This window comes from Streptomyces sp. NPDC007945 (assembly GCF_042958885.1).
Lineage (GTDB): Bacteria > Actinomycetota > Actinomycetes > Streptomycetales > Streptomycetaceae > Streptomyces.
Genome location: NZ_JBIBJV010000002.1, coordinates 155,818 through 182,371, shown reverse-complemented (window position 1 = coordinate 182,371; position 26,554 = coordinate 155,818). Strand labels below are relative to the sequence as shown.

Sequence of the window (26,554 nt, the reverse complement as noted above, 5' to 3'; positions counted from 1 at the left end):
GCACACACACGGGAAAGGGCCCCCGCTCCTTCGAGGAGCGGGGGCCCTTTCCCGTGGCGTCGCGCCGACGCGCCGTCGGGACGGTTACCGCAGACGGGCCATGAGGGCGTGCTCGACGAGGGTGATGAGCGCGCTCTTGGCGTCCGCGCGGTGGCGGGCGTCGGTGGTGATGATCGGGGTGTCCGGACCGATCTGGAGGGCCTCTCGGACCTCCTCCGGGGCGTACGGCTGGTTCCCGTCGAAGCCGTTGAGGGCGATGACGAACGGGAGACCCGAGTTCTCGAAGTAGTCGACCGCGGGGAAGCAGTCGGCGAGGCGGCGGGTGTCGACGAGGACGACGGCGCCGATCGCGCCGCGGACCAGGTCGTCCCACATGAACCAGAAGCGGTCCTGGCCGGGGGTGCCGAACAGGTACAGGATCAGGTCCTGGTCCAGCGTGATGCGGCCGAAGTCCATGGCGACAGTCGTCGTCGTCTTGTCGCCGGTGTGCGTGAGGTCGTCGATGCCCGCGGACGCGGACGTCATGACGGCCTCGGTACGCAGCGGGTTGATCTCCGAGACGGCACCCACGAACGTGGTCTTGCCCACGCCGAAGCCACCCGCCACCACGATCTTCGCGCTGGTGGTTGAACGGGCCGCGCCGCCGCTAGAGCTTGCGAAGTCCACTGAGCACCCTTTCGAGCAGTGTCACGTCTGGCTGACCGCCGGCGGCCTCGTCGCCGCCGGGCTGGTGAATGGCGACAAGTCCGGCCTCGGCCAGGTCGGCGACGAGGATCCGGGCAACGCCGAGGGGGATGGAGAGAAGGGCCGAGATCTCCGCGACCGACTTGATCTCGAAGCACAGCCGGCAGATCCGCTGGTGCTCGGGCAACTGCCCCTGCAGCCTGGCCGGATCCGCGGTGGTGCTGACCAGCGCCTCGATGGCGAGCTGGTAGCGCGGCCGGGTCCGGCCGCCGGTCATCGCGTACGGCCGCACGAGCGGGTTGTGCCCGCCGCCGGAGGCCGAGGACCCCGCCGCACGCGGGGGCACCGGCTGCGCCTGCGGCTGCCCGTAGGACGGGGAAACACCCTGTCTGCTGGGTGCGGAAGGGAAGTTGTACCGGTTCTGCGCGGTGTCGCTGGGCGGCGCCTGATGCGCGTCGTAACCGTTGTAGGGGTTCGCCCCCGGGGGTGTTCCCACGTCTCCTCCTCCGACTGCCTCGCGGTCCATGTCCCTTGGAGCCGCGTCACCGCACCCTAACGGTGCGGTGACGTGAAACGCACTGTCTGTCTGTTAGTTGAGAAGGCTTCCCTGGAGCTCCGCCCGCAGGTCCGGGGTGAGGACGGACCCCGCGCGGTCCACGAGGAGGGCCATCTCGTAGCCCACGAGACCGATGTCGGACTCGGGGTGGGCGAGGACGGCCAGCGAGGAGCCGTCCGAGACCGACATGATGAAGAGGAAGCCGCGCTCCATCTCCACCACGGTCTGGTTGACCGCGCCGCCCTCGAAGATCCGGGACGCACCCGCCGTCAGCGAGGTCAGCCCGGAGGCCACCGCCGCCAGCTGGTCGGCCCGGTCCCGGGGAAACCCCTCGGACATGGCCAGCAGGAGTCCGTCGGCGGAGACCACCACCGTGTGGGACACCCCAGGGGTGTTGTCCACGAAGTTGGTGATCAACCAGTTCAGATTCTGCGCCGCCTGGCTCATCGCGCTCACACTAACGCTCCTGGTCGTAGGTACTGCCCGGGCCGAAGCCCGATCCGTTCGTGTCCGATCCCGCGGTGCGGCCCTGCTGGACCCCGCGACGCAGGTTGCTCAACCTGCCCCGCACGTCCTCGGGTGCCCGGGAGACCTGGGGGCCGCCCTGCGGCGTCTGCTCCGCCGTGCCCTCGACCAGGTTGGCCTTGGGGACGCGCCGGGGGAGGCCGGAGGAGGTGACCCCGCCCGCCTTCGGCTCGCGGAGCTTCTTGGCCTGCTCCCAGCGCTCGTCGTTGGCCGAGCGCCATGCGTCGGGGGCATCGTTCTGGTTCTGCTCGTCCTGCCCCACCGGCTGGGCGGCCTGGGCCGGCGGCACGGGCCGCTGCGCCTGGGGCGCCTGCGGGGCGACACCGCCGCGGCGCGGCAGACCGGCGTCGGTCAGACCGTGACCGGTGTCCGGAGCGGGACTCGGAGCCGGGGCCGGACGGTCGAAGCCTACGCGCTCAGCGCCCTGTTCGGGAGCGCGCTGCGAAGATTCCGATTCCGGACGGTAACCCTGGTCGAAAGCACCCTGGTAGGAGCTCTGCTCCGGCCACTCGCCCTGGTGGGACTGGGGTTCGAACGCCTGGTCGTAACCGCCCTGGGCCGGCTCCTGAGTGCCGTACGCCGCTTCCGCATACGCCTGCTGCGGGTACGCGTCACCCTGCGGGGCGTACTCCTCGTAGCCCTGCTGCGGGGGGAAGCCGTAGCCGTCCTGCGGCTGCTGCTGGTACCCCTGCTGCTCCTGGTCGTACTCGGGGGCGTACCCCTGGCCCTGCTCGTAGCCCTGGGCGTACTCCTGGCCGTAGCCCTGCTCCTGGCCGTACTCGGAGCCGTACGCCCGGCCCTGCTCGGGCTCCTCGTACGGCCCGGAGTCCGCGCCGTGGACCTGGGCCTCCAGGGCCGCGCGGCGCTCCTCGCGCATCAGCGAGCGGTTGACCGGGTCGAGCTGCTGGCCTTCGCCCTGCTGCTCGTAGCGCGAGTCGTCGAAGCCGAGCTCGGCCGCGGTGCGCATCGGGGCCGGCTGGGCCTCGAAGGCGCCCTGCTGCTGGTGCGGGATGATCTGGGAGACCGTGAAGTCGTCCTGGACCGGCTGCTCGCCGCCGCCGCCGTGGGTGATCGCGTCCGGCAGCATGACCAGCGAGGTGGTGCCGGCCTGCTCGCCCGAGGGGCGGAGCTGGACGCGGATGCCGTGCCGGTCGGAGAGCCGGCCGACCACGAAGAGGCCCATGCGCTGAGAGACGGCCGCGTCCACGGTGGGCGGGTTCGCCAGCTTGTGGTTGATGTCCGCGAAGTCCTCGGCGGTGAGGCCGATGCCCTTGTCGTGGATCTCGACCATCACCCGGCCGTCGGGGAGACGGGTCGCGGTCACCCGGACCTTGGTCTGCGGGGAGGAGAACGTGGTGGCGTTCTCCAGGAGCTCGGCGAGCAGGTGCACGAGGTCGGTCACGGCCTGGCCGTGGATCTCCGCCTCCGGCACGCCGGCGATCTCGATGCGCTCGTACTGCTCCACCTCGGAGGAGGCGGCGCGGAGCACGTCGACGAGCGGGACCGGCTGGTCCCAGCGGCGGCCCGGCTCCTCGCCCGCGAGGACCAGGAGGTTCTCGCCGTTGCGGCGCATGCGGGTCGCGAGGTGGTCCAGCTTGAAGAGGTTCTCCAGCTGGTCCGGGTCGGCCTCGTTGTTCTCCAGGTCGGTGATGAGGGTCAGCTGGCCCTCGATGAGCGACTGGTTGCGGCGCGACAGGTTGGTGAAGATCGCGTTGACGTTGCCGCGGAGCATCGCCTGCTCGGCGGCGAGCCGCACGGCCTCGCGGTGGACCTGGTCGAAGGCGCGGGCGACCTCGCCGATCTCGTCCTGGGAGTCGATCGGGATGGGCTGCACCCGGGTGTCGACCCGGCCGGGCTCGGTGCGGGAGAGCTGGTCGACCAGCATGGGCAGGCGCTGCTCGGCGATACCGAAGGCGGCGGTGCGCAGCTCGCGCATCGAGCGGCTCATCTGCCGGGCCATCATCCCGGCGAGGATGAAGGCGGCGAGCAGGGCGACGACGACGCTGGCGCCGGTCACCCAGGCGTCGGTCTTGGCCTCGTCGGAGATCGCGGTGGCCTCGGCCACGGCCTTGTCGACGAGGGTCTTCTCGACCTCGCTGTAGCCGTCGAACTTGGCGGTGGCGATCGCCATCCAGGTCTCGGCGTTGATCTTCTTGGCCGCGAGGGCCTTGATCGCGTCCGCGTCCTCGGCGGAGCCGATCGCGGTGGCGACGCCGGAGTAGACCGAGCCGTCCTTGCCCTTGGGCAGGGTGATGTCGGCGGCCTGCATCTTGCGCTCGCCCTCGGCGGCCTTGCCCGCCATGACCTTCTTCAGGCGCTCGACGTCCTCGGCCGTGCCACCGGAGTTGTACTCGCCGAGGGCGATCTGCTCCAGGTAGTTGTACGAGTTGAAGGCGACCGACTGCTGGGCGAAGACCGCGTCCTTGGCGCTGGGCCGGACGAGCAGCTGGGTGCCGATGGAGCGCTGGAGCGAGCCGGCGGCCTTGGCCAGCTGGATGGCGTAGACGGTCCGGCCGTAGCTGGTGATGTTGCCGGTGCCCAGGCCGAGCTCGTTGGAGAACTCCATGAGGTAGTGCTGCACGCCGGTGTAGCCGAGCTGGGTGTTCACCGGGTCGAGCGCGGCCGTGTAGGCGGCCTTGCGGAGGCCCGCGAGCTTGGGCTCCTCGTTCTTGAACGCCTGCAGGCGACGCTCCAGGCCCTGGCCCGAGGGCATGTTGCGGATGGCCTCGTCGAACGCGGCGCGGGCCGCGTCGGTGGCGGCGTACGCCTGGGTGATCTCGGCGGAGGTCCGGTCCTTGCCGGAGAGCAGCGGAACGGCCGTCTGGTCGCGCTCGTTGAGGAGGGCGGTGGAGTACTGGGAGGCGGCGCGCACGATGAGCGCCGTCTTCTCGGCGTCCTGCGCCTCCTGCCAGGTGTCGATCGACCCCTTGACCTGGAAGCCGCCCATGACGAGGCCGACGAGCACGGGTATGAGGAGGATGGCGTTCAGCCGGGTGGGCACCCGCCAGTTGCGCGGGGACAGCTTGCTGGAGCTGCCCTGGGGGGCGGGCGCGGGTACGGGAGTCACCGGTACGTCCGCGGGCGACAGCGCGCTGCGCGACGGCGGGGTGAAGTTGCCCCGCGCCTCCTGCTCCGCGGAGCCATCCATGCTTCGCCTCACTCGACCAACAACCTCTCCGCGTCGGCACCTACGTCGTGCCGGTGTTTCGTTCAGGGCCGTACTACTCGGGAGTTCATGAATTGCAGCACGTGAAGGGGGTCCCTTCCAAACAGTGGGACGGCCCGGGTTCCCGTGGCCCACGCCTCACATAAAACGGGCATAAAGAACGAGCCCCGCCAAATGGCGGGGCTCATGTGAGCACAGCGACACGGAGCGGATGCGTCGGGTGTCCGACCCGCCCGAATTCTCTGTCGAAATGTTATGAAGCCCAGGGCAGGCCGTGTCGAAGGCCACAGATCGACTCCGGCCGCCCCCGAGCGGCGGCATATGACAACTGCCTTGGCCGAAACCCTACTTGAGACGGGCCATGAGAGCGTGCTCGACAAGGGTGATGAGCGCGCTCTTGGCGTCCGCGCGGTGGCGGGCGTCGGTGGTGATGATCGGGGTGTCCGGACCGATCTGCAGCGCCTCCCGGACCTCCTCCGGGGCGTACGGCTGGGCACCGTCGAAGCCGTTGAGCGCGATGACGAACGGCAGACCCGAGTTCTCGAAGTAGTCGACCGCGGGGAAGCAGTCGGCGAGGCGGCGGGTGTCGACGAGGACGACGGCGCCGATCGCGCCGCGGACCAGGTCGTCCCACATGAACCAGAAGCGGTCCTGGCCCGGGGTGCCGAACAGGTACAGGATCAGGTCCTGGTCCAGCGTGATGCGGCCGAAGTCCATGGCCACCGTGGTGGTGGTCTTCCCGCCGGTGTGCGTGAGGTCGTCGATCCCGGCCGAGGCCGCGGTCATCACGGCCTCGGTGCGCAGCGGGTTGATCTCCGAGACGGCGCCCACGAACGTGGTCTTGCCCACGCCGAAGCCACCGGCCACCACGATCTTCGCGCTGGTGGTCGATCTGGCCGCGCCGCCGTTAGAGCTTGCGAAGTCCACTGAGCACCCTTTCGAGCAGTGTCACGTCCGGCGTGCCGCCGGCTTCTCCGTTGCCCGGCTGGTGGATGGCCACCATGCCCGCCTCGGCCAGGTCGGCCACGAGGATCCGGGCGACGCCGAGCGGCATCGACAGCAGGGCGGACACCTCGGCCACCGACTTGACCTCACGGCACAGGTGGCAGATGCGCTGGTGCTCGGGCAGGAGCGTGGCGAGGTGCGCCGGGTCGGCCGTGGTGCTGACCAGTGCCTCGATGGCGAGCTGGTAGCGCGGCCGGGTCCGGCCGCCGGTCATCGCGTACGGACGGACCAGCGGCTGGTCGCCCTCATGACCGTACGGGTCGTCCAGCGACGAGCCACCGTACGGATCGTGAGAGGCGGGGGGCGGGGTCATGAATCCTCCGGGCGTGACGGCGAGCCTTCTGCCGTCTGATGGGGCCGGTGGGGGGCCGGATGGGGCGGCCGGACGATGAACGGTGCCGGGGGCGGTACGCGTGGGGGGAGTACCGCCCCGTCGAGGGGACAGGTGCCGCGGGCGGGTGGGGACCGCTAGTGCAGCAGGCTGCCCTGGAGCTCCGCGCGGAGATCCGGGGTGAGGACGCTGCCGGCCCGGTCGACCAGCAGCGCCATCTCGTAGCCCACGAGGCCGATGTCGCACTCCGGGTGCGCGAGCACGGCGAGCGAGGAGCCGTCCGAGACCGACATGAGGAAGAGGAAGCCGCGCTCCATCTCCACCACGGTCTGTGCCACGGGACCGCCCTCGAAGATCCGGGAGGCGCCCGCGGTCAGCGAGGTGAGCCCGGACGCGACCGCCGCCAGCTGGTCGGCTCGGTCGCGGGGGAATCCTTCGGACATGGCCAGCAGAAGGCCGTCGGCGGAGACCACCACTGTGTGGGACACCCCGGGGGTGTTGTCCACGAAGTTGGTGATCAACCAGTTCAGGTTCTGCGCCGCCTGGCTCATCGCGCTCAACTATCGCTCCTGCTGGTGGTTCGGACCGAGGTGGAAGCTACCCGTGGTCGAGTTGCCCGCCTGTCGGCCCTGCTGGATACCGCGGCGCAGATTGGTGAGCCGGCCGCGGACGTCGTCGGGTGCACGCGAGACCTGGGGGCCGGCCGTGTGGGCCTGCTCCTGGGCGGTCCCGGGTACGAGGTTGGCCTTCGGCACACGGCGCGGAAGACCGGAGGTGGTGACCCCGCCGGCGGAGGGCTTGCGCGCCCGCTCGGCCTGGCGCACCAGATCGTCGTTGGGCGAGGGCCGCCAGGTGGTCGGCCGTCCGCCGTCGGGGTTCTGCCGCTGCGCCGGGCCGGGCTGCGGGACGACCGGGGTCTGCATGGTCCGGTCGAGCTCGGGCGCCTGCTGCGGCTGCTGCGGCTGGGCCTGCGGGGCGGCCGGGGCCTGCTGCTGACCCTGCTCCTGCTGGAACCAGTTGGTCTCCAGCGTGTCGTACAGCGGGGTCCGCCCGTCGCCCGCGGCCGGCGCCGGCGGCAGGGCCTCCGGACGACGCGGCCGGCCGAGCTGCGGCTGACCGGGCTGCGGCTGACGCGGCCCGGGCTGCTGAGGGGCGGCCTGCTGCGGACCGGCCTGCGCGAAGCCCTGCTGCGGGTGGCCCGCCTGCGGGAGGCCGGGCTGCCGCGCGCCGAAGTCGTCGCCGGTGCGCTGCTGCGGGGCCTGGGGGGCCTGCGGGGCCATGGGCGCCTGGGGGGCCTGCGGTACGAAGGGCTGGCTGCCGTACGGCGGCTGGGCCTGGTACTGCGGGGCCTGGGGGGCCTGCGGCGCCTCGAAGTCCGGACGGGCGAACGCCGCGGTGGACGCCGGGTCCTGGTACTGCGGGGCCTGCGGCGCCTGGCCTGCCCGCGGAGCCGAGGGCGCCTGCGGGGCGTCGAAGTCCGGCCGCGGGAACTGGCCCGTCGAACCCGGGCCCTGCGGGGCGCCGGGCGCGGCGAACGAACCCGTCGCCTCCCGGTCGTCGTGACCGCGCGGGGCGTCCAGCGGCGTCATGTCCTGCTGCGGACGGCGCACCGGCTGCTGGGCCGGGTCGCTGCCCCAGCTCGCGGCCTGCGGACGCTGCGGCTGCGGGTTGCCGCCGGGCAGCTCCGCGCGCGGGAAGCCGTTCGGGGCACCCAGCGGGTCCTGCTGCTGGGGCGGCTGCGGGGCCTGGGGCGGCTGCGGGGTGCGCGGGCTGCCGCCCCACACGTCCGTGCGGGACGGGATGGCGCTGGCCGCGCCGCCGATGAGACCCGCGCCCGGGCCGGGCTGCGCCGGCTGGGAGAGCTGCGGCAGCTGACCGGTCTGCTCCAGCTGCGCGTGGGCGGGCTGGGGCTGCTGCGGGGCCTGCGGGGCGCCGTCCCGGGCGGGCAGCGCGGTGCGCGGTCCGCCGGCGGGGCCCACCTGGGGCCGCGCGCCGGCCGGGCCCGCGCCGAGCCGGCCGGCCGGGGCCGAGGGGCCGCCGAGGCCGGGACGTCCGGCACCCGGGCCGCCGGCCGCGCCGGGGCCGCCGGGGAGACGGCCGCCGGGGGCGTTGCCGCCCTGCGGGGCCCCGCCCTGGGCGCCGGGACCCGACTTGGGGGCCGGCTTGCGGCCGCCCTGGGCGACGTCGACCGGGAGCATGACGAGCGCGGTGGTGCCGCCCGAGTCGGACGGGCGCAGCTGGATGCGGATGCCGTGTCGCAGGGACAGGCGGCCGACCACGAAGAGGCCCATGCGGCGGGAGACGGAGACGTCCACGGTGGGCGGCGAGGCGAGCCGCTCGTTGATCGCGGCGAGGTCCTCGGGGGAGAGGCCGATGCCGGTGTCGTGGATCTCGACGAGCACGCGGCCGTCGGGCAGCGCGTGACCGGTGACCCGGACCTTGGTCTGTGGGGAGGAGAACGAGGTGGCGTTCTCCAGCAGCTCGGCGAGGAGGTGCACGAGGTCGTTGACGACCCGGCCGGCGACGTCCGTCGCCGGGACCGCGGCCAGTTCGACGCGCTCGTACTGCTCCACCTCGGAGGCGGCGGCGCGCAGGACGTCGACCAGCGGGACCGGGCGGGTCCAGCGGCGGCCGGGCTCCTCGCCGGCGAGGACGAGGAGGTTCTCGCCGTTCCGGCGCATACGGGTCGCGAGGTGGTCGAGCTTGAAGAGCGAGGAGAGCTGGTCCGGGTCGGCCTCGCGGGACTCCAGCTCGGAGATGAGCGAGAGCTGGCGCTGGATGAGGCCCTGCGAACGGCGCGAGAGGTTGGTGAACATCGCGTTGACGTTGCCCCGGAGGAGGGCCTGCTCGGCGGCGAGGCGGACGGCCTCGCGGTGCACGTCGTCGAAGGCCGCGGCCACCTGGCCGATCTCGTCCCGGGAGTGCACGCCGACGGACTCGACGGAGGTGTCGACGTCCTGCGGGTCGGCCTCGGAGAGCTGCTTGACGAGCTCGGGGAGGCGTTCCTGGGCGACCTTGGTGGCGGTGTCCTGGAGCCGGCGCAGCGAGCGGATCATGGACCGGGCCACGACGAAGGCGCCGATGAGCGAGACGCCGAGGACGAGCAGGATCAGCGCACCGTTGATGATGGCCTCGCGCTGCGACTCCTGGCGCAGCTCGCGGGCCATCGTCTCCATGTCGCCGAGGAGCTGGTTCTCGATGCGGCCCATGGCCGCGATCTTCGTCTCGTACTCGTCGGTGAAGTTGAGGTAGCCGCGGCGCACGCCGCCCGGCATGGCGCCGTCGGAGGCCAGCACGCGCTCGGCGTACTTCTCGGCGTCCAGGATCGTCGGGTTGCCGGAGTGCAGCGAGTCGGTGAGGTCCGTGGCGTCGCCGCCGGTCCCCTCGTAGATCGCCGTGAACGTCTTGAAGGCGTTGTTCTCACTCTTGAGCGCGGCCTCGCCGTAGAGGCGGTCACCGGGCTGGATCCGGCCGGCGGTCTTGTCGCTGGCCGGCAGGGCGCCCGCGATGATCGCCTGCTGGATGGAGGCGTACTCCTTGGCGGACGAGAACGCGGCGAGCGCGCGGGTCCGCTTGATCATCTCGGGGTTGCTGGTCGCCTGCGCCATGTCCTGCGAGAGGCTGAGCAGCGAGCGGATGAGGCGGCTGTACGCCTCGACCGTCACCGAGTGCTGGACGCCCTTCTGGTAGGCGTTCGTCCGGATGTTGTGGAGGTCGATGACCTGCGCGGCGATGGTGCCGACGTTGGAGCGGATGCTCTGCAGCGCCTCGTCGTCCTCGCTGTTCGGGATGGCCCGGGTGGCGTCGAGGAAGGCGTCGTAGGAACGGTCCGTACGGCGTCGCGGGTTGGCGACCTGGTAGTCGCTGACCGGACGGCCGTTGGCGAGGGGGCCCGCGGAGAGGTCGCGCTCGGCCTGGAGGGCCTGGGCGAGCGCGGTCGCCTCGCGGGTGAGCTTGGTGAGCAGCTGCATGTGGTCGAGCTGCTGCATGTCCTGGAGCGACTCGCTGATGCGGATGCCGCCGAGGCTGGTGGCCGCGACCACGGGGAGGGTCAGCAGGGCCACGAGGCGGGTGGAGATGCGCCAGTTCCGCAGGGCTATTCGAGAGCCGGCCGCGTTCTCGGGCGTGGCGGAGGCGGCGCCCTTGTCGGCGCGCGCGGTCGCGGCCGTGCCGGACTGCTCGCCGGCCTCGGCGTTCGGCCGCGTCCCCTTGCCCTTCCCCTTCCCCTTGCCCGGGGCCTTGCCCTGGCCGCCCGCGCCGGGCGCCTGCTGGGTGGGGTGCGGGGCCGCGGGACCGCGGTCGGTCCCGGCACGCGGTTCCTGCTCCGACGGAGCCTCCGCGCGGCCCTTGCGGGCCTGGGCAGAGCCCGTGCCATCCCTCTTGAAACGTCCCTGCACTAGCGTCGCAACCTCTGGACCAGGCGTCCTTCCGGGTGGAACCGGAGTGGACGGTGTCGGCGTCGTCGGGACGCATCGGTGCGCCCCAGGTGGTCGTCGGTGACCGGCGCAGATCCCCCTTCTCCGCCACTCGGCCGGCGCTGCGTTGCGCCCCCTGCGTGCCGGCTTCGAACCCGCGGCGGTGCGTGGAATTCCAGCACAGTGCCGGAACTCCAACAAGGGCCGCGGTCTGTACCGCAGGGTGGATGACCAACCGTACGCGACGGATCACGGGGTGTAGAAGATGATCACGGAGGTTTCGGACTTTTCCGCGCCAAAGGCCCGGCATCCCCGTGTGTCCCAGTCGCGATGATCAGGAGCGGAATAGCTGGTTCAGTGGCGGAATGTCCCTTTCCGTGACTTGACATACCTGTCCGTAATGCCCGGAAAATCCACTCAGTGGTGAGCAAACTCACACCGGAATCGATGTCTTAGCCATGCATTCGAAGGGAACGCCTTGATTTAGCCTGACGCTTTACATCATTCTCGCGCCCGCACGGGCGCCCGTCCCGGACAAGGTCTGCCAGCGCGATGACTGCACCCACGCCCGCCACCACGGCCAACCCGCGCCGTTCCACCCTCGCCCACCTCGCGGACGCCGCCGCCCTCGGCCGCGGCGCCACCCCCGAGTACGCGACGGAGCTCCCCGGCGCGACGGCCAACCCGCGCCGCACCGTCCTCATGCGGGCCCCCGAGCCGCACGTCCCGGCCTACCTCGCCGAGGCCTGATCGGGCGCTCCACCCGCCCGCCACCGGCGAAAACCGCCGGGAGGCCGCCCCGCGCCGCGTTAGCCTGGAGCGTCAGACTCCAGCCAGTACCAAGTGAGGGGCGACAGCACTCGTGCGCATCGCCAGATTCTCCATCGACGGCAATGTCGCCTTCGGCGCGGTCGAGGGCGAGGGGACCGTCGAGTCCGGCGGCCTCGTCCTGGACATCATCAAGGGCATCCCGTACACCGACTTCGAGCTCAGCGGCACCAAGGTCCCGCTGAGCAAGGTACGGCTCCTGCCGCCGGTGCTCCCCAACAAGGTCGTGGCCATCGGCCGCAACTACGCGGAGCACGCCAAGGAGCTCGGCAACGAGGTCCCCGAGGTCCCGGTCGCCTTCTTCAAGCCGACCACCTCGGTCATCGGCCCCGGCGACGCCATCGAGTTCCCCTCCTTCTCCAGCGAGCTGCACCACGAGGCCGAACTGGCCGTGGTGATCGGCCGCATGTGCCGCGAGGTGCCCCGGGAGCGCGTCAAGGACGTGATCTTCGGCTACACCTGCGCCAACGACGTGACCGCCCGCGACGTCCAGAAGCGCGAGGCCCAGTGGGCCCGCGCCAAGGGCTTCGACACGAGTTGCCCGCTGGGCCCCTGGGTGGAGACCGACCTCGACCCGAGCGACCTCGCCGTCCAGGCCACGGTCAACGGCGAACAACGCCAGCTCGGTCGGACGAGCGACATGATCCGCTCCATCGAGGACCTGGTCGTCCACATCACCGAGGCCATGACGCTGCTCCCCGGCGACGTCATCCTCACCGGCACCCCCGCCGGGGTCGGCCCCCTCACCGTCGGCGACGAGGTCGCCGTCACCATCGAAGGCATCGGCACTCTCACCAACAGGGTGATCAAGCGTGGCTAACGCGATCCGCGTCCGTTTCTGTCCGTCCCCGACCGGCAACCCCCATGTGGGCCTGGTCCGCACCGCCCTCTTCAACTGGGCTTTCGCCCGGCACAACCAGGGCACGATGGTCTTCCGCATCGAGGACACCGACGCGGCCCGTGACTCCGAGGAGTCCTACGAGCAGCTCCTCGACTCGCTGAAGTGGCTCGGCCTCGACTGGGACGAGGGCCCCGAGGTCGGCGGCCCGCACGCCCCGTACCGCCAGTCGCAGCGGATGGACATCTACCGCGACGTGGCCGAGAAGCTGCTCGCCGGCGGGTACGCGTACCGCTGCTACTGCACCACCACCGAGCTCGACGACCGCCGCGAGGCCGCCCGCGCCGCCGGCAAGCCGTCCGGCTACGACGGCCACTGCCGCGAGCTGTCGGCCGAGCAGGTCGCGCGGTACGAGGCGGAGGGCCGCGAGCCGATCGTCCGCTTCCGGATGCCCGACGAGCCCATCACCTTCACCGACCTGGTCCGCGGCGAGCTCACCTTCACCCCGGAGAACGTGCCCGACTACGGCATCCTCCGGGCCAACGGCGCCCCGCTCTACACCCTGGTCAACCCGGTCGACGACGCCCTCATGGAGATCACCCACGTCCTGCGCGGCGAGGACCTGCTCTCCTCCACCCCCCGCCAGATCGCCCTCTACAAGGCGCTGATCGAGCTGGGCGTCGCCAAGGAGATCCCGCACTTCGGCCACCTGCCGTACGTGATGGGCGAGGGCAACAAGAAGCTTTCCAAGCGCGACCCCCAGGCCTCCCTCAACCTCTACCGGGAGCGCGGCTTCCTCCCCGAGGGCCTGCTGAACTACCTGTCCCTCCTCGGCTGGTCCTTCTCCGCCGACCAGGACATCTTCACCATCCCCGAGATGGTGGCGAAGTTCGACATCGCGGACGTCAACGCCAACCCGGCCCGCTTCGACCTCAAGAAGGCCGAGTCCATCAACGCGGACCACATCCGCATGCTGGACGTGAAGGCCTTCGCCGAGGCCTGCGAGCCCTGGCTCCGCGCCCCGCACGCCCCCTGGGCGCCCGAGGACTTCGACCGCACGGCCTGGGAGCGGATCGCCCCGCACGCCCAGACCCGCCTGACCGTCCTCTCCGAGATCACGGCCAACGTCGACTTCCTCTTCCTGGCCGAGCCCGTCTTCGACCAGCCCTCCTGGGACAAGGCGATGAAGGGCGAGCCCGCGGCCCTCCTCACCACCGCCCGCGAGAAGCTGGTGGACGCCGACTGGAACGACCCCGAGTCGCTCAAGGGCGCCGTCCTCGCCGCCGGCGAGGCCCACGGCCTCAAGCTCGGCAAGGCCCAGGCCCCGGTCCGCGTCGCCGTCACCGGCCGCACCGTCGGCCTCCCCCTCTTCGAGTCCCTGGAGATCCTGGGCAAGGAGAAGACCCTGGCCCGCATCGACGCGGCCCTGGCCAAGCTCTCCGCGTGACCGCGTGACCGCGTGACCGCGTGACCGCGTGACCGCGTGACCGCGTGACTGGTACGCCCACGGGGGCGGCACCCGGGACACCCTCCGGGCGCCGCCCCCGTCGGCGTCCCGGGATCCGTCGGGCCCCTCCCGGCCCGGCCGCCCGGGGCGTACGGTCGGTTCCATGACCATCCGCGCCGTCCTCTGGGACGTGGACGACACGCTCTTCGACTACGCGGCGGCCGACCGCGCCGGGATGCGCGCCCACCTCGCCGCCGAGGGCCTCACCGGCCTGCACGGCTCCGTCGAGGACGCCCTGCGCCGCTGGAAGGAGCTCACCGAGCTCCACTGGCGGCGCTTCGAGGACGGCTCCGGGGGAGGCTGGCAGGACCAGCGGCGGCACCGCGTCCGCGACTTCCTCGGCCGCCCGGCCCTGACCGACCCCGAGGCCGACGCCTGGTTCGGTCGGTACGTCACCCACTACGAGGCCGCCTGGGAGCTCTTCCCCGACGCCCTGCCCGTCCTCGACCTCCTCGCCGCCGAGTACCGCCAGGCCGTCCTGTCGAACAGCAGCGTCCACGCCCAGGAGCCCAAGCTGCGCGCCCTCGGCGTCCGCGACCGCTTCGAGGCCGTCCTGTGCGCCGCCGAGCTGGGCAGCGCCAAGCCGGCCGCCGAGGCCTTCCACGCCGCCTGCACCGCCCTGGCGCTCGCCCCGCACGAGGTGGCGTACGTGGGGGACCGGCCGGACATCGACGCGCTCGGCGCCCAGGAGGCGGGGCTCCGCGGCATCTGGCTGGACCGCGCCGGCGTCGGCGGGCAGCCCGGCCTGCACCGGATCACCGACCTCCACCAGCTCCCCCCGCTGCTCCGCGGGGATACCCGTTTTGGAGCACCGTCCACCTTCGGGTAATGTTCTTCCTGCGCCGAGGGGAGCAAGCCGAAAGGCAAGAACCCGGAAAGCGCAAGCCGAGCAAGATCCCCTTCGCGGGGAAGTTGCCCCGGTGGCCTATGGTGTAATTGGCAGCACGACTGATTCTGGTTCAGTTAGTCTTGGTTCGAGTCCAGGTAGGCCAGCTCGCAGAGCTCATCTGCAAACCAGTGGATTGGCATCCACGAGCCCCCGTTGTGTAGCGGCCTAGCACGCCGCCCTCTCAAGGCGGTAGCGCCGGTTCGAATCCGGTCGGGGGTACAGATCCTTCCCGCGGGATCACCTGGGTAGCTCCCGGTGACACCGATGCAGGATCGCTAGGGCCCCCGTTGTGTAGCGGCCTAGCACGCCGCCCTCTCAAGGCGGTAGCGCCGGTTCGAATCCGGTCGGGGGTACGACGCTGGTCTAACCACGTATTGGTCTATGGTGTAATTGGCAGCACGACTGATTCTGGTTCAGTTAGTCTAGGTTCGAGTCCTGGTAGACCAGCTCGGATCAGCGGCGGAGACGCCCGCATGATCCAAAGCCCCCGTTGTGTAGCGGCCTAGCACGCCGCCCTCTCAAGGCGGTAGCGCCGGTTCGAATCCGGTCGGGGGTACGCGAAACGAAGAAGCCCTTCCCTTCGGGGGAGGGCTTCTTCGCTGTTCTCCGGCACTGCGCACGCACAACTCCGGCCCACCGCTGCGGCGTTGGAGCGGCGGGCCGGAGAACGTACAGGTGAACAGAGGAAGATCAGCCGTTGCGGCGGAGCGCCTCGCTGAGGCGGGCGGCGGCGTCGATGACCGCCTGGGCGTGCATACGGCCCGGGTGGCGGGTCAGGCGCTCGATCGGACCCGAGACCGACACGGCGGCCACCACGCGGTTCGACGGGCCCCGCACGGGCGCGGAGACGGACGCGACGCCCGGCTCCCGCTCACCGATCGACTGGGCCCAGCCCCGGCGCCGCACGCCCGACAGGGCCGTCGCCGTGAAGCGGGCGCCCTGGAGGCCGCGGTGCAGCCGCTCGGGCTCCTCCCAGGCCATCAGGATCTGTGCCGAGGAGCCGGCCTTCATGGTCAGCGTCGAGCCCACCGGGACCGTGTCCCGCAGGCCGGACAGCCGCTCGGCCGCCGCCACGCAGATCCGCATGTCGCCCTGGCGCCGGTAGAGCTGCGCACTCTCCCCGGTCACGTCCCGCAGGTGCGTGAGCACCGGCCCGGCCGTCGCGAGCAGCCGGTCCTCGCCGGCCGCCGCCGCGAGCTCCGCGAGCCGCGGACCGAGAATGAAACGGCCCTGCATGTCACGGGCCACCATCCGGTGGTGCTCCAAAGCCACGGCCAGTCGGTGGGCCGTGGGTCGTGCGAGTCCCGTCGCCGCGACCAGTCCTGCGAGGGTGGCCGGACCGGACTCCAGGGCGCTCAGGACAAGGGCTGCCTTGTCGAGAACGCCTACGCCGCTAGAGTTGTCCATGCAACGATATTCGCGTCTCACTCTGTGAAACGCAAGTTCAATTTTCCGAGGAACTTGTCACTCTGGTGAGGCGGCCGCACGACGGACCGCACAACGGTCTCTAGTGGTGCCGGCGCAGCCGCCGGCCGGAGGGAAAGCGATGGGTAGGACACTCGCGGAGAAGGTCTGGGACGACCACGTCGTCCGGCGCGCCGAGGGCGAGCCCGACCTCCTCTTCATCGATCTTCACCTGCTGCACGAGGTGACCAGCCCCCAGGCCTTCGACGGCCTCCGGCAGAACGGCCGGCAGGTGCGGCGCCTCGACCTCACCCTCGCCACCGAGGACCACAACACCCCCACCCTCGACATCGACAAGCCGATCGCCGACCCGGTCTCCCGCGCCCAGCTGGAGACCCTGCGCAAGAACTGCGCCGAGTTCGGCGTGCGCCTCCACCCGCTCGGCGACGTCGAGCAGGGCGTCGTCCACGTGGTGGGACCGCAGCTGGGTCTGACCCAGCCCGGCATGACCGTGGTGTGCGGCGACTCCCACACCTCCACCCACGGCGCCTTCGGCGGCCTGGCGTTCGGCATCGGCACCAGCCAGGTCGAGCACGTCCTGGCCACCCAGACGCTGCCCATGGCCCGCCCGAAGACCATGGCGATCACGGTCGACGGCGAGCTGCCCGCCGACGTCACCGCCAAGGACCTGATCCTCGCCGTCATCGCGAAGATCGGCACCGGAGGCGGCCAGGGCTACGTCCTGGAGTACCGGGGCTCCGCCATCGAGAAACTCTCGATGGAGGGCCGCATGACCATCTGCAACATGTCCATCGAGGCCGGTGCCCGCGCGGGCATGATCGCCCCCGACGAGACCACCTTCGCCTACCTCAAGGGCCGTCCCCACGCCCCCGAGGGCGAGGACTGGGACGCCGCCGTCGCCTACTGGAAGACCCTGAAGACCGACGAGGACGCCGTCTTCGACGCCGAGGTCGTCATCGAGGCCGCCGACCTGGCCCCCTTCGTCACCTGGGGCACCAACCCCGGCCAGGGCGCCCCGCTTTCGGCGAACGTCCCCGACCCGGCTTCGTACGAAGACCCCTCGGAGCGCCTCGCCGCCGAAAAGGCCCTGGAGTACATGGGGTTGACCGCCGGGCAGCCGCTGCGCGACATCAAGGTCGACACCGTCTTCGTAGGCTCCTGCACCAACGGCCGCATCGAGGACCTGCGCAACGCGGCCTCCCTCCTGGAGGGCCGCAAGGTCGCCGACGGCGTCCGCATGCTGGTCGTCCCGGGCTCCGTCCGGGTCGCCCTGCAGGCCGTCGAGGAGGGCCTGGACAAGGTCTTCAAGGAGGCCGGCGCCGAATGGCGGCACGCGGGCTGCTCCATGTGCCTGGGCATGAACCCGGACCAGCTGGCCCCCGGCGAGCGCTCCGCGTCCACCTCCAACCGCAACTTCGAGGGCCGGCAGGGCAAGGGCGGCCGCACCCACCTGGTCTCCCCCCAGGTCGCCGCCGCCACCGCCGTCCTCGGCCACCTGGCCTCCCCGGCCGACCTGTCCGACACCGTCACCACCGCGGGGGTCTGAGCATCATGGAAGCCTTCACCACGCACACCGGCCGCGCCGTCCCGCTGCGCCGCAGCAACGTCGACACCGACCAGATCATCCCGGCGCACTGGCTGAAGAAGGTCACCCGCGACGGCTTCGAGGACGGCCTCTTCGAGGCCTGGCGCAAGGACGCCGAGTTCGTCCTCAACCGCCCCGAACGCGAGGGCGCCACGGTCCTGGTCGCCGGCCCCGACTTCGGCACCGGCTCCTCCCGCGAGCACGCCGTCTGGGCGCTGCAGAACTACGGCTTCAAGACCGTCATCTCCTCCCGCTTCGCCGACATCTTCCGGGGCAACTCGCTGAAGAACGGTCTGCTGACGGTCGTCCTGCCGCAGGAGACGGTCGACGCCCTCTGGGAGCTGACCGAGGCCGACCCCACCGCCGAGATCACGGTCGACCTGCAGACCCGCAAGGTCCTGGCGGCCGGGATCGACGCCGACTTCGAGCTCGACGAGAACGCCCGCTGGCGGCTCCTGAACGGCCTCGACGACATCAGCCTCACCCTTCAGAACGAAGCCGACATCGCGGCCTACGAGGCGGCCAGGCCGTCCTTCAAGCCCCGTACAATTACGGCCTGAGCAGCGCTTTTCCAAGACTGCGCCCCCCACCCTCCGGTGGGGGGCGCAGTCGCTTGTTGAGACCCTGTCGGGCGACAACTCGCCCTAGATGGCACAATCGGTGCATGGAACGCGACAACCAACTCAAGCTCTACGAGGAAGTCGCCGACCGATTGAAAGAAGCGCACTCCCGGGTGCGCGCACTGCAAGTCCCGGAGGGCGTAAGGATGGCGCTGTCCCGGAAGCTGCTGGTCGTCACGGCCGCGGCGAAGCACGATCTCGCGGACGCGGCGACGCGTCTGGACCGGTTGATGAAGGACCTCGACGAGGGTCGATTCCCTGAAGACGACTGACACCAGGAACTCCGCAACCGCACTTCCGCGTTGCGGCACTAGGGTGATTAGACCGTTTCGTGTTTGATTTGCGGTATATACATGCCTAACGTGCGAAAAAGCTTGAACAGTTTCGTTCCGGCAAAGTCTCCGAAGGGGAAGACGTGAACAAGGCGCAGCTCGTAGAAGCGATTGCCGACAAGTTGGGCGGTCGCCAGCAGGCCGCCGAAGCCGTCGACCACGTGCTCGACGCCATCGTGCGCGCCGTGGTCTCCGGCGACCGTGTCTCGGTCACGGGCTTCGGCTCGTTCGAGAAGGTCGACCGCCCGGCCCGCTACGCCCGCAACCCGCAGACGGGCGAGCGCGTGCGGGTCAAGAAGACCTCCGTTCCGCGCTTCCGCGCGGGTCAGGGCTTCAAGGACCTGGTCAGCGGGTCGAAGAAGCTCCCCAAGGGCGGCGAGGTCTCCGTCAAGAAGGCCCCCAAGGGCAGCCTGACCGGCGGCGCCTCCGCCACCGTGAAGAAGGCCGCGGCGAAGAAGGCCACCACGGCCAAGAAGGCCGCCGCCAAGAAGGCCACGCCGGCCAAGAAGACCACGGCCACCGCCACCAAGAAGGCGACCCCGGCCAAGAAGACCACCACCGCGGCCGCGAAGAAGACGACCGCCACCGCCACGAAGGCCGCCGCCAAGAAGGCGACCCCGGCGAAGAAGGCCACCCCGGCCGCCACGGCCAAGAAGACCACGGCCAAGAAGACCGCCCCGGCGAAGAAGACCGTGGCGAAGAAGGCGCCGGCCAAGAAGACCACGGCGCGCAAGACCGCCACGGCCAAGAAGGCCGCCGCCAAGAAGTAGGACGGTCACCGCACGTCCGCCGGGCCGGGCTCCCCCCACGGGAGCCCGGCCCGCGGCGCGTTCCGGAGCCGCACGGCCGTAGGGCGGCGGGGGTGCCGGTGCCGCGCACGGTTCCGGAGCCGTACGGCGGGGGTGCCGGCGTCGCGATGCAGGGGTGCCGGAGCCGTACGGTGGCGGCGGCGTGCCGCGCGCGGGGTGCCGGAGCCGTGTCGCGGGGGCGCCGGTCAGAAGGTCTGGAGCGTCACCAGCGTGATCCGCGGGGCCGCGCCCGGGGCGCCGGGCTCCGTCTCGATCCGCACCCGCTGCCCCGGACGGAGCAATCGCAGCCCGCCCGCGTCGAAGGCCTCCGCCCCGAACCCCACCGGGGTGCCGTCGTCGAGCAGCACACTGCCGCTGCGGGTCTCGGGGTCGTACGTGTACGCGGTCGCCTGCATGGACCGCAGCCTATCCGGCCGTCGCCGGCAGCCGGGCCGCCGTCCGCGGGCCCAGGCCCAGCGAACCCGCCGCCGCCAGGTCCTCGCCGGTGTCCACGTCCCGGCGCACGGAATCCACCCCGGCCAGCGTGATTTCCACCGCCCCCGAAGACAAATGCCGAAGCCGCGACGCACCACCGAATGCCGGTTCCAATTCCACCCCCGGAGCCGCCGAGAGGAATGTCGTACCTATTTCGGCGGCATCCGCGAGAAATGCCCTCGGGAATTGCCGGGCGGCCGCCAGGACCCGCGCCAGCTCCGCCGGACGCAGCGCCGGCAGATCGGCGTTCAGCGCCGCCACGCGCGCGTGCGGCCGCCGCTCCCGTACCGCCCGGGCGCCGTGCGCGAGCGCCGCGTTGAGCCCCGCCGCCGGGACGTCCGGCACCACCCGTGCGCCCAGCGCGGTCAGCGCCCGCCCGGCCGCCGGGTCGTCCGTGACCACCACCACGTCCCGGACCTCCGGGCAGTCCAGGGCCGCCGCCACCGTGTCCTCGGCGAACGCCAGGGCGAGGCGGGGCCGCAGCAGCTCCCCGGCCGCGGGGGCCAGCCGGCTCTTCGCCCGGGCCAGGGGCTTCAGGGGTACGACCAGGGACCAGCCGTCGTCCGCTTCCGTGTTCATCGCGGCCCATTCTGTCCCGCCCCGGCGGTACCGGCCGGGCCCCGGGGCGTACGGTGTCACTCGACACAGCAGGAGCATGGGGCGACACTTGACCCCCTGCCAGCAAGACCCGGAGAAAGGTGCGCCGAGTGCCCCGCCGCAGAATCGGCTTCTGGTACCGCCTCGCGGCGGTCATCGCCAAACCCCCCCTGGTGGTTCTGTTCAAGCGGGACTGGCGCGGCATGGAGCACATTCCGGCCGACGGCGGCTTCATCACCGCGGTCAACCACAACTCCTACCTGGACCCGCTCTCCTACGCGCACTACCAGTACAACACCGGCCGGGTGCCCCGGTTCCTGGCCAAGGCGGGGCTCTTCAAGGGCGGGTTCGTGGGCACCATGCTCCGCAACACCGGCCAGATCCCCGTCTACCGCGAGACCGCCAACGCCCTCGACGCCTTCCGCGCCGCCGTGGACGCCATCGAGCGGGGCGAGTGCGTCGCCTTCTACCCCGAGGGCACCCTCACCCGGGACCCCGACATGTGGCCCATGCCGGGCAAGACCGGCGCCGCCCGCGTCGCGCTGCTCACCAAGGTGCCCGTCATCCCGGTGGCCCAGTGGGGCGCCAACCTCGCGATGCCGCCGTACGCGAAGAAGGACAAGTTCAGCTTCTTCCCGCGCAAGACGCTGATCGTGCAGGCCGGCCCGCCGGTCGACCTCTCCCGCTTCGACGGCCTGGAGCCCACCCCCGAGGTGCTGCGCGAGGCCACCGAGACGATCATGGCCGCCATCACCGCCCTCCTGGAGGAGGTCCGCGGCGAGAAGGCCCCCGCCGAGCCGTACGACCCGCGCCGCGCCCGCCGGGCCCTGCGCCGCAAGGCCGTCGAGGGAGACGCCGCATGACCAAGGCCGCCGTCTTCGGCAACGGTTCCTGGGGCACCGCCTTCGCCATGGTGATGGCCGACGCGGGCTGCGAGGTGAGCCTCTGGGGCCGCCGCCCCGCGCTCGCCGAGACCATCAATGAGACCCGCTCCAACCCCGACTACCTGCCCGGTGTCGAACTCCCCAAGGGCATCACGGCCACCGCCGACGCGGCCGAGGCCGCCGAGGGAGCCGACTTCGCCGTCCTCGCCGTCCCCTCCCAGACGCTCCGCGAGAACCTCGCCGCCTGGGCGCCGAAGCTCGGCCCCGGCACCGTGTTCGTCTCCCTCATGAAGGGCATCGAACTCGGCACCGCCAAGCGGATGAGCGAGGTCATCGGCGAGGTCGCCGGCGTCCCCGCCGAGCGCGTCGCCGTCCTCACCGGCCCCAACCTGGCCCGTGAGATCGCCGCCCGACAGCCCGCCGCCGCCGTCGCCGCCTGCGTCGACGAGTCGGTCGCCCAGCGGCTCCAGGCCGCCTGCATCACCCCGTACTTCCGCCCGTACACCAACACCGACGTGGTCGGCTGCGAGCTCGGCGGCGCGGTGAAGAACGTCATCGGCCTCGCCGTCGGCATCGCCAACGGCATGGGCCTCGGCGACAACTCCAAGGCCACGCTCATCACCCGCGGCCTCGCCGAGACCACCCGCCTCGGCCTGGCGATGGGCGCCGACCCGCTCACCTTCTCCGGTCTCGCGGGCCTCGGCGACCTCGTCGCCACCTGCTCCTCGCCGCTCTCCCGGAACAACACCTTCGGCACCAACCTCGGCCGCGGGATGACCCTCCAGGAGGCCGTCGCGGCCACCAAGCAGACCGCCGAGGGCGTCAAGTCCTGCGAGTCGGTGCTCGATCTGGGCCGCCGCCACGGCGTCGACATGCCCATCACCGAGACCGTCGTGTCGATCGTCCACGACGGGAAGCCGCCGACGGTCGCCCTGAAGGAGCTCATGTCGCGCAGCGCCAAGCCCGAAAGGCGCTGACCGGGAGCGCTGCGCCGTCCGCGCGAGGCGGTGCGCGGGGCGCTCAGGAGTTCGGACACCGCAAGGTACGCTCATCGCGATATGAGCGAGAACACCCAGAGCCCCCGCAAGCCGCGCGTGGCCGTCGTCTTCGGCGGACGCAGCTCCGAGCACGCCATCTCCGTCGTCACCGCCGGCGCCGTCCTCAAGGCCATCGACCGGACCAAGTACGACGTGCTGCCCATCGGCATCACCCGGGAGGGGCGCTGGGCCCTGACCGCCGACGCCCCGGAGCGGATGGCGATCGCCGAGCGCTCCCTGCCGGACGTCGCCCAGCTCGCCGAGTCCGCGACCGGCGGCGTGGTCCTCCCCGTCGACCCGGCCAGCCGCGAGGTCGTCCTGCACGAGCCCGGCTCCCTGCCGCAGGCGCTCGGCGAGGTCGACGTCGTCTTCCCCATGCTCCACGGCCCCTACGGCGAGGACGGCACCCTCCAGGGCCTCCTGGAGCTCTCCGGCATCCCGTACGTCGGCGCGGGCGTCCTCGCCTCCGCCGTCGGCCAGGACAAGGAGTACATGAAGCGGGTCTTCGTCTCCTACGGCCTGCCCGTCGGCCCGTACGAGGTCATCCGGCCGCGCGAGTGGGACCGCAACCCGGCCGAGGCCCGCAAGAAGATCGTCGAGTTCGCCGCCGACCACGGCTGGCCGCTCTTCGTGAAGCCGGCCCGCGGCGGCTCCTCCGTCGGCATCACCAAGGTCGACGACCTCTCCGGCCTCGACGAGGCCGTCGAGGAGGCACGCCGCCACGACCCGAAGATCATCGTGGAGGCGCTGCTGCGCGGCCGCGAGATCGAATGCGGCGTCCTGGAGTTCGAGGACGGCCCGCGCGCCAGCGTGCCCGCCGAGATCCCGCCCGTCACCGACCACGACTTCTACGACTTCGAGGCGAAGTACATCGACTCGGCGTCCGGCATCGTGCCCGCCCCGATCGGCGACGAGGCCACCGCCGAGATCCAGCGCCTGGCCGTCGCCGCCTACGAGGCCGTCTCCTGCGAGGGCCTGGTCCGCGCCGACTTCTTCCTCACCGAGGACGGCGACTTCGTCATCAACGAGATCAACACCATGCCCGGCTTCACCCCGATCTCCATGTACCCGCGCATGTGGCAGGAGAGCGGCGTGAGCTACCCCGAGCTGGTCGACCGGCTGATCCAGGCCGCGCTGACCCGCTCCACGGGCCTGCGCTAGCCGCGCCCGGCCCCGGTCCGGCGGGACCGGGGCCACGCCCTAACGGCACTCGGGCTCCAGGGCGCAGGGCACCGCCCGGTCCACCGGTCCCGCCAGGTCCACCAGGGGGCCGATGTCGTGGGCGTACCGTTCGTCCAGGACGACCTCGACGTAGGTCTTCCGGTACACCGAGGTGAAGCGGGGGCCGCCGGCCTCGGGCTGCTCCAGCATCCAGCGCACGGCCTCGACGGAGACGCCCCGCGCCTGCGGATCGCTCATCTTTTCGGGCCGGTCGACCCCGCAGCGCAGTACGATCGCTCCGTCTCCCCACCCGGCGGTCAGCTCGGAGTCGGGAGACGGATCGCTCCGCTCCTGCCCCGCGACGGCGTCCGGGAGTTCCTTCGCCAGCGCACGGCAGAGCGCCGCCTCCGCCGCGGGCGGAGTCGGCACCGGCACGGACGCCTGGGCGCCGGAGGAGCAGCCGGTCACGGCCAGCAGCAGGGCGGCGGCCGCGACGGGCAGGCCGAGGGGCCGGTGGGAAGAGGTCACCGGCCAAGGGTAGACGGGGGCTACAGATGGACGACCGGGCAGGTCAGGGTGCGCGTGATGCCGTCCACTTGCTGGACCTTCGCGACCACCATGCGGCCGAGCTCGTCGACCGTGTCGGCCTGCGCCCGCACGATCACGTCGTACGGACCGGTCACGTCCTCTGCCTGGATCACCCCCGGGATCTTGGAGATGGTGTCGGCGACGGTCGACGCCTTGCCCACCTCGGTCTGAATCAGGATGTACGCCTGTACCACGGAACCTCCAGGGCGGCCACGAGGATCTTGTGGGAGAAAGAGACGCCACGGTACCGCGTCGCCGGAAGCCGCGGGGAGACCCGCGCCTTCCGGAGCGCTCGGGGTGTGGCGTACACAGGACGGAAGTTGACGGTCAACTTGACGGTACCCAGCACGGTGACGGCCCGCGACCCGCGGCGCGAGCGGACGCTCCGCCGGCGGCCGGCCGGCACGACGACACGAGGTGAGACGCGGTGAAGGGCACAGTCGGAGAACTGGGCGAGTTCGGGCTCATCAGAGAGCTCACGTCCCGGCTCACCTCCACCCCGGCGGTACGGATCGGGCCGGGCGACGACGCCGCCGTGGTCTCCGCCCCGGACCGGCGCGTGGTGGCCAGCACGGACATCCTGCTCGAAGGACGGCACTTCCGCCGCGACTGGTCGACGGCGTACGACGTCGGCCGCAAGGCCGCCGCGCAGAACCTCGCCGACATCGCCGCCATGGGCGCGGTCCCCACCGCCCTCCTCCTCGGCCTCGTCGTCCCCGCGGAACTCCCCGTCACCTGGCCCACGGAACTCATGGACGGGCTGCGCGACGAGTGTCAGGTCGCGGGCGCCGCGGTGGTCGGCGGCGACGTCGTCCGCGGCGACACGATCATGGTCTCCATCACCGCCCTCGGCGACCTCCGCAACGCCGACCCGGTCACCCGGGGCGGCGCGCAGCCCGGCGACGTCGTCGCCTACACCGGCTGGCTCGGCTGGTCCGCCGCCGGCTACGCCGTCCTCTCCCGGGGCTTCCGCTCCCCGCGCGCCTTCGTCGAGGCCCACCGCCGCCCCGAACCGCCGTACCACGCGGGCCCGGCCGCCGCCGGGCTCGGCGCCACCGCCATGTGCGACGTCAGCGACGGCCTCATCGCCGACCTCGGCCACATCGCCGAGGCCAGCAACGTCCGCATCGACCTGCGCTCCGGACTCATCGACATCCCCGGCCAGATGCACGACATCGGCCAGGCCGTCGGCGTCGACCCGCTCCAGTGGGTCCTCACCGGCGGTGAGGACCACGCGATCGTCGCCACCTTCCCGCCGGACGTGAAGCTGCCCGCCCGCTGGAAGGTGATCGGCGAGGTCATCGCACCCTCCGCGCTGCCCCAGGTGACCGTCGACGGCGCCCCCTGGCACAGCGCCGGCGGCTGGGACCACTTCGGGGAGACCGAGTGAACGCCCGGCCGCCGCTGGTCCTCACCGTCGCCGGATCCGACTCCGGCGGCGGCGCCGGCATCCAGGCCGACCTCAAGACCATGCTCGCCCTCGGCGTCCACGGGATGAGCGTGGTCACCGCCGTCACCGCGCAGAACTCGCGCGGCGTCCACGGCGTCTGGGAGCTCCCCGAGGAGGCCGTCCGCGCCCAGTACCGGGCCGTCGTCGACGACATCGGCGTCCACGCGGTCAAGACCGGCATGCTGGCCTCGGCCGCGCTCGTGGAGACCGTCGCCGAGCTCCTCGCCGGCGCGGACGTGCCCCTCGTGGTCGACCCGGTCGGCGTCTCCAAGCACGGCGACCCGCTGCTCGCCCCCTCCGCCCTGGAATCCGTGCGCCGCGCGCTGCTGCCGGTCGCGACCGTCGCCACCCCCAACCTGGACGAGGTGACGCAGCTCACGGGCGTGCACGTCGTGTACGAGAGCGACATGAGGAACGCCGCGGACGGCGTGCTGTCGTACGGGCCGGAATGGGTCCTGATCAAGGGCGGCCACCTCCCCACCGGCGCCGAGGCCGTCGACCTCCTCACCGACGGCACCGAGGAGCACTGGCTGCGCGCCCCCCGCTACGACAACCGGCACACCCACGGCACCGGCTGCACGCTCGCCTCGGCGGTCGCGTCCGGCCTCGCCAAGGGACTGCCCGTCCCGGAGGCCGTACGCCAGGCGAAGGCGTACGTGACCGGGGCCCTCGCCGCCGGCTTCGCCCTGGGAGAGGGCATCGGGCCCGTCGACCACGGGTGGGAACGGCGCCGCTGAGCACGACGAAGGGCGGGTCCGGCCCCCGAGGCCGGACCCGCCCTTCGCGCTATGCGGGCAAGGCGTGTGACGCAGACAAGGCGGAAGGCCGGTCCACCGAGGTGGACCGGC

Annotated in this window: 26 protein-coding genes and 5 tRNA genes; 18 read left to right on the top strand and 13 right to left on the bottom strand. The window is 71.8% G+C overall.

Annotated elements, in window-relative coordinates; genetic code table 11:
• Positions 1–84: 84 nt before the first annotated feature.
• The 8 genes from ACFZCF_RS06170 to ACFZCF_RS06135 form a co-directional block, all read right to left on the bottom strand.
• The gene (locus ACFZCF_RS06170; RefSeq protein ID WP_346170986.1) at positions 85–666 is read right to left on the bottom strand and encodes an ATP/GTP-binding protein; all 582 of its coding nucleotides are present in this window, start codon (positions 664–666) and stop codon (positions 85–87) included.
• Entirely contained in the window at positions 647–1,180 is a 534-nt protein-coding gene (locus ACFZCF_RS06165; RefSeq protein WP_388435893.1) for a DUF742 domain-containing protein, read from the bottom strand. Before ACFZCF_RS06165 ends, ACFZCF_RS06170 begins: the two co-directional genes overlap by 20 nt.
• 93 nt (positions 1,181–1,273) lie before the next feature.
• The gene (locus ACFZCF_RS06160) at positions 1,274–1,687 is read right to left on the bottom strand and encodes a roadblock/LC7 domain-containing protein (protein ID WP_030496939.1); all 414 of its coding nucleotides are present in this window, start codon (positions 1,685–1,687) and stop codon (positions 1,274–1,276) included.
• Positions 1,688–1,697: 10 nt separating this feature from the next.
• The gene (locus ACFZCF_RS06155) at positions 1,698–4,925 is read right to left on the bottom strand and encodes a nitrate- and nitrite sensing domain-containing protein (protein WP_391284964.1); all 3,228 of its coding nucleotides are present in this window, start codon (positions 4,923–4,925) and stop codon (positions 1,698–1,700) included.
• Between the two features lie 351 nt (positions 4,926–5,276).
• Complete coding sequence (locus tag ACFZCF_RS06150) at positions 5,277–5,858, bottom strand: ATP/GTP-binding protein (protein ID WP_359523040.1); 582 nt, start codon at positions 5,856–5,858, stop codon at positions 5,277–5,279.
• Positions 5,839–6,249 (bottom strand): DUF742 domain-containing protein, encoded by a 411-nt coding sequence (locus ACFZCF_RS06145; protein ID WP_031013914.1) that lies wholly within the window; start codon positions 6,247–6,249, stop codon positions 5,839–5,841. The genes ACFZCF_RS06150 and ACFZCF_RS06145 overlap by 20 nt, the downstream gene beginning before the upstream one ends.
• Before the next feature lie 155 nt (positions 6,250–6,404).
• Positions 6,405–6,818: a roadblock/LC7 domain-containing protein gene (locus ACFZCF_RS06140; protein WP_030496942.1), complete on the bottom strand. Its 414-nt coding sequence runs from the start codon at positions 6,816–6,818 to the stop codon at positions 6,405–6,407.
• Positions 6,819–6,827: 9 nt separating this feature from the next.
• Positions 6,828–10,664 (bottom strand): nitrate- and nitrite sensing domain-containing protein, encoded by a 3,837-nt coding sequence (locus ACFZCF_RS06135; protein WP_391284962.1) that lies wholly within the window; start codon positions 10,662–10,664, stop codon positions 6,828–6,830.
• 570 nt (positions 10,665–11,234) lie between these two features.
• On the opposite strand from ACFZCF_RS06135, the gene ACFZCF_RS06130 reads away from it, so the two are divergent.
• From ACFZCF_RS06130 to ACFZCF_RS06090, 9 genes are all read left to right on the top strand, one after another.
• Positions 11,235–11,432, top strand: coding sequence for a hypothetical protein (locus tag ACFZCF_RS06130; protein WP_388435882.1), 198 nt, complete (start codon positions 11,235–11,237; stop codon positions 11,430–11,432).
• 112 nt (positions 11,433–11,544) lie between these two features.
• The gene (locus ACFZCF_RS06125; RefSeq protein ID WP_030496945.1) at positions 11,545–12,330 is read left to right on the top strand and encodes a fumarylacetoacetate hydrolase family protein; all 786 of its coding nucleotides are present in this window, start codon (positions 11,545–11,547) and stop codon (positions 12,328–12,330) included.
• A complete protein-coding gene (gene gltX / locus ACFZCF_RS06120; protein WP_391284960.1) occupies positions 12,323–13,795 on the top strand; it encodes a glutamate--tRNA ligase in 1,473 nt (490 codons plus the stop codon). The genes ACFZCF_RS06125 and gltX overlap by 8 nt, the downstream gene beginning before the upstream one ends.
• Before the next feature lie 163 nt (positions 13,796–13,958).
• The gene (locus ACFZCF_RS06115) at positions 13,959–14,684 is read left to right on the top strand and encodes an HAD-IA family hydrolase (RefSeq protein WP_391284958.1); all 726 of its coding nucleotides are present in this window, start codon (positions 13,959–13,961) and stop codon (positions 14,682–14,684) included.
• A gap of 92 nt (positions 14,685–14,776) precedes the next feature.
• Positions 14,777–14,848: transfer RNA gene (locus tag ACFZCF_RS06110), tRNA-Gln, on the top strand.
• Positions 14,849–14,890: 42 nt separating this feature from the next.
• Positions 14,891–14,963: transfer RNA gene (locus tag ACFZCF_RS06105), tRNA-Glu, on the top strand.
• A 61-nt stretch (positions 14,964–15,024) separates the two neighbouring features.
• Positions 15,025–15,097: transfer RNA gene (locus ACFZCF_RS06100), tRNA-Glu, on the top strand.
• A gap of 22 nt (positions 15,098–15,119) precedes the next feature.
• Positions 15,120–15,191: transfer RNA gene (locus tag ACFZCF_RS06095), tRNA-Gln, on the top strand.
• A gap of 36 nt (positions 15,192–15,227) precedes the next feature.
• Positions 15,228–15,300, top strand: a tRNA-Glu gene (locus tag ACFZCF_RS06090).
• A 134-nt stretch (positions 15,301–15,434) separates the two neighbouring features.
• On the opposite strand, the gene ndgR is transcribed toward ACFZCF_RS06090, so the two are convergent.
• The gene (gene ndgR, locus ACFZCF_RS06085) at positions 15,435–16,151 is read right to left on the bottom strand and encodes an IclR family transcriptional regulator NdgR (RefSeq protein WP_005311436.1); all 717 of its coding nucleotides are present in this window, start codon (positions 16,149–16,151) and stop codon (positions 15,435–15,437) included.
• 139 nt (positions 16,152–16,290) lie between these two features.
• Between ndgR and leuC the strand changes: the two genes are divergently transcribed.
• From leuC to ACFZCF_RS06065, 4 genes are all read left to right on the top strand, one after another.
• Positions 16,291–17,715, top strand: coding sequence for a 3-isopropylmalate dehydratase large subunit (gene leuC / locus ACFZCF_RS06080; RefSeq protein WP_388435871.1), 1,425 nt, complete (start codon positions 16,291–16,293; stop codon positions 17,713–17,715).
• Positions 17,716–17,720: 5 nt separating this feature from the next.
• Positions 17,721–18,314 carry a 3-isopropylmalate dehydratase small subunit gene (gene leuD, locus ACFZCF_RS06075; protein ID WP_388435868.1) on the top strand — a complete coding sequence of 198 codons (594 nt, stop codon included), beginning with the start codon at positions 17,721–17,723 and terminating at the stop codon, positions 18,312–18,314.
• Between the two features lie 104 nt (positions 18,315–18,418).
• The gene (locus ACFZCF_RS06070) at positions 18,419–18,646 is read left to right on the top strand and encodes a hypothetical protein (RefSeq protein ID WP_030750706.1); all 228 of its coding nucleotides are present in this window, start codon (positions 18,419–18,421) and stop codon (positions 18,644–18,646) included.
• 143 nt (positions 18,647–18,789) lie between these two features.
• Positions 18,790–19,476 (top strand): HU family DNA-binding protein, encoded by a 687-nt coding sequence (locus ACFZCF_RS06065; protein ID WP_388435864.1) that lies wholly within the window; start codon positions 18,790–18,792, stop codon positions 19,474–19,476.
• A gap of 224 nt (positions 19,477–19,700) precedes the next feature.
• Here the strand turns inward: ACFZCF_RS06065 and ACFZCF_RS06060 are convergent, their stop codons facing one another.
• Together ACFZCF_RS06060 and cofC are read right to left on the bottom strand one after the other, a co-directional pair.
• The gene (locus ACFZCF_RS06060) at positions 19,701–19,910 is read right to left on the bottom strand and encodes a hypothetical protein (RefSeq protein WP_388435861.1); all 210 of its coding nucleotides are present in this window, start codon (positions 19,908–19,910) and stop codon (positions 19,701–19,703) included.
• Positions 19,911–19,920: 10 nt separating this feature from the next.
• The gene (cofC, locus tag ACFZCF_RS06055) at positions 19,921–20,568 is read right to left on the bottom strand and encodes a 2-phospho-L-lactate guanylyltransferase (protein ID WP_391284953.1); all 648 of its coding nucleotides are present in this window, start codon (positions 20,566–20,568) and stop codon (positions 19,921–19,923) included.
• A gap of 128 nt (positions 20,569–20,696) precedes the next feature.
• Here cofC and ACFZCF_RS06050 point away from each other — a divergent pair, with 128 nt between their 5' ends.
• The 3 genes from ACFZCF_RS06050 (at position 20,697) to ACFZCF_RS06040 (ending at position 23,668) form a co-directional block, all read left to right on the top strand.
• Positions 20,697–21,449: a 1-acyl-sn-glycerol-3-phosphate acyltransferase gene (locus ACFZCF_RS06050; protein ID WP_189949721.1), complete on the top strand. Its 753-nt coding sequence runs from the start codon at positions 20,697–20,699 to the stop codon at positions 21,447–21,449.
• Entirely contained in the window at positions 21,446–22,447 is a 1,002-nt protein-coding gene (locus tag ACFZCF_RS06045; RefSeq protein ID WP_388435855.1) for an NAD(P)H-dependent glycerol-3-phosphate dehydrogenase, read from the top strand. The genes ACFZCF_RS06050 and ACFZCF_RS06045 overlap by 4 nt, the downstream gene beginning before the upstream one ends.
• Before the next feature lie 81 nt (positions 22,448–22,528).
• Positions 22,529–23,668, top strand: coding sequence for a D-alanine--D-alanine ligase (locus tag ACFZCF_RS06040; RefSeq protein WP_391284951.1), 1,140 nt, complete (start codon positions 22,529–22,531; stop codon positions 23,666–23,668).
• 39 nt (positions 23,669–23,707) lie between these two features.
• Here ACFZCF_RS06040 and ACFZCF_RS06035 read toward each other — a convergent pair whose 3' ends face one another.
• Both ACFZCF_RS06035 and ACFZCF_RS06030 read right to left on the bottom strand, forming a co-directional pair.
• Entirely contained in the window at positions 23,708–24,196 is a 489-nt protein-coding gene (locus ACFZCF_RS06035) for a DUF3515 family protein (protein ID WP_391284949.1), read from the bottom strand.
• A gap of 20 nt (positions 24,197–24,216) precedes the next feature.
• Positions 24,217–24,450: an Lrp/AsnC family transcriptional regulator gene (locus ACFZCF_RS06030; protein ID WP_017947604.1), complete on the bottom strand. Its 234-nt coding sequence runs from the start codon at positions 24,448–24,450 to the stop codon at positions 24,217–24,219.
• A gap of 233 nt (positions 24,451–24,683) precedes the next feature.
• Between ACFZCF_RS06030 and ACFZCF_RS06025 the strand changes: the two genes are divergently transcribed.
• Both ACFZCF_RS06025 and thiD read left to right on the top strand, forming a co-directional pair.
• Entirely contained in the window at positions 24,684–25,646 is a 963-nt protein-coding gene (locus tag ACFZCF_RS06025; RefSeq protein WP_189949731.1) for a thiamine-phosphate kinase, read from the top strand.
• Positions 25,643–26,443: a bifunctional hydroxymethylpyrimidine kinase/phosphomethylpyrimidine kinase gene (gene thiD, locus ACFZCF_RS06020; protein ID WP_391284946.1), complete on the top strand. Its 801-nt coding sequence runs from the start codon at positions 25,643–25,645 to the stop codon at positions 26,441–26,443. The genes ACFZCF_RS06025 and thiD overlap by 4 nt, the downstream gene beginning before the upstream one ends.
• The last annotated feature ends 111 nt before the right edge of the window (positions 26,444–26,554 follow it).

Coding starts and splice junctions, on each gene's coding strand:
- ACFZCF_RS06160 (WP_030496939.1), bottom strand. CDS start 1,687: ATGAGCCAGGCGGCGCAGAATCTGAACTGGTTGATCACCAACTTCGTG.
- ACFZCF_RS06145 (WP_031013914.1), bottom strand. CDS start 6,249: ATGACCCCGCCCCCCGCCTCTCACGATCCGTACGGTGGCTCGTCGCTG.
- ACFZCF_RS06140 (WP_030496942.1), bottom strand. CDS start 6,818: ATGAGCCAGGCGGCGCAGAACCTGAACTGGTTGATCACCAACTTCGTG.
- ACFZCF_RS06130 (WP_388435882.1), top strand. CDS start 11,235: ATGACTGCACCCACGCCCGCCACCACGGCCAACCCGCGCCGTTCCACC.
- ACFZCF_RS06115 (WP_391284958.1), top strand. CDS start 13,959: ATGACCATCCGCGCCGTCCTCTGGGACGTGGACGACACGCTCTTCGAC.
- ndgR (WP_005311436.1), bottom strand. CDS start 16,151: ATGGACAACTCTAGCGGCGTAGGCGTTCTCGACAAGGCAGCCCTTGTC.
- leuC (WP_388435871.1), top strand. CDS start 16,291: ATGGGTAGGACACTCGCGGAGAAGGTCTGGGACGACCACGTCGTCCGG.
- leuD (WP_388435868.1), top strand. CDS start 17,721: ATGGAAGCCTTCACCACGCACACCGGCCGCGCCGTCCCGCTGCGCCGC.
- ACFZCF_RS06070 (WP_030750706.1), top strand. CDS start 18,419: ATGGAACGCGACAACCAACTCAAGCTCTACGAGGAAGTCGCCGACCGA.
- ACFZCF_RS06060 (WP_388435861.1), bottom strand. CDS start 19,910: ATGCAGGCGACCGCGTACACGTACGACCCCGAGACCCGCAGCGGCAGT.
- cofC (WP_391284953.1), bottom strand. CDS start 20,568: ATGAACACGGAAGCGGACGACGGCTGGTCCCTGGTCGTACCCCTGAAG.
- ACFZCF_RS06045 (WP_388435855.1), top strand. CDS start 21,446: ATGACCAAGGCCGCCGTCTTCGGCAACGGTTCCTGGGGCACCGCCTTC.
- ACFZCF_RS06040 (WP_391284951.1), top strand. CDS start 22,529: ATGAGCGAGAACACCCAGAGCCCCCGCAAGCCGCGCGTGGCCGTCGTC.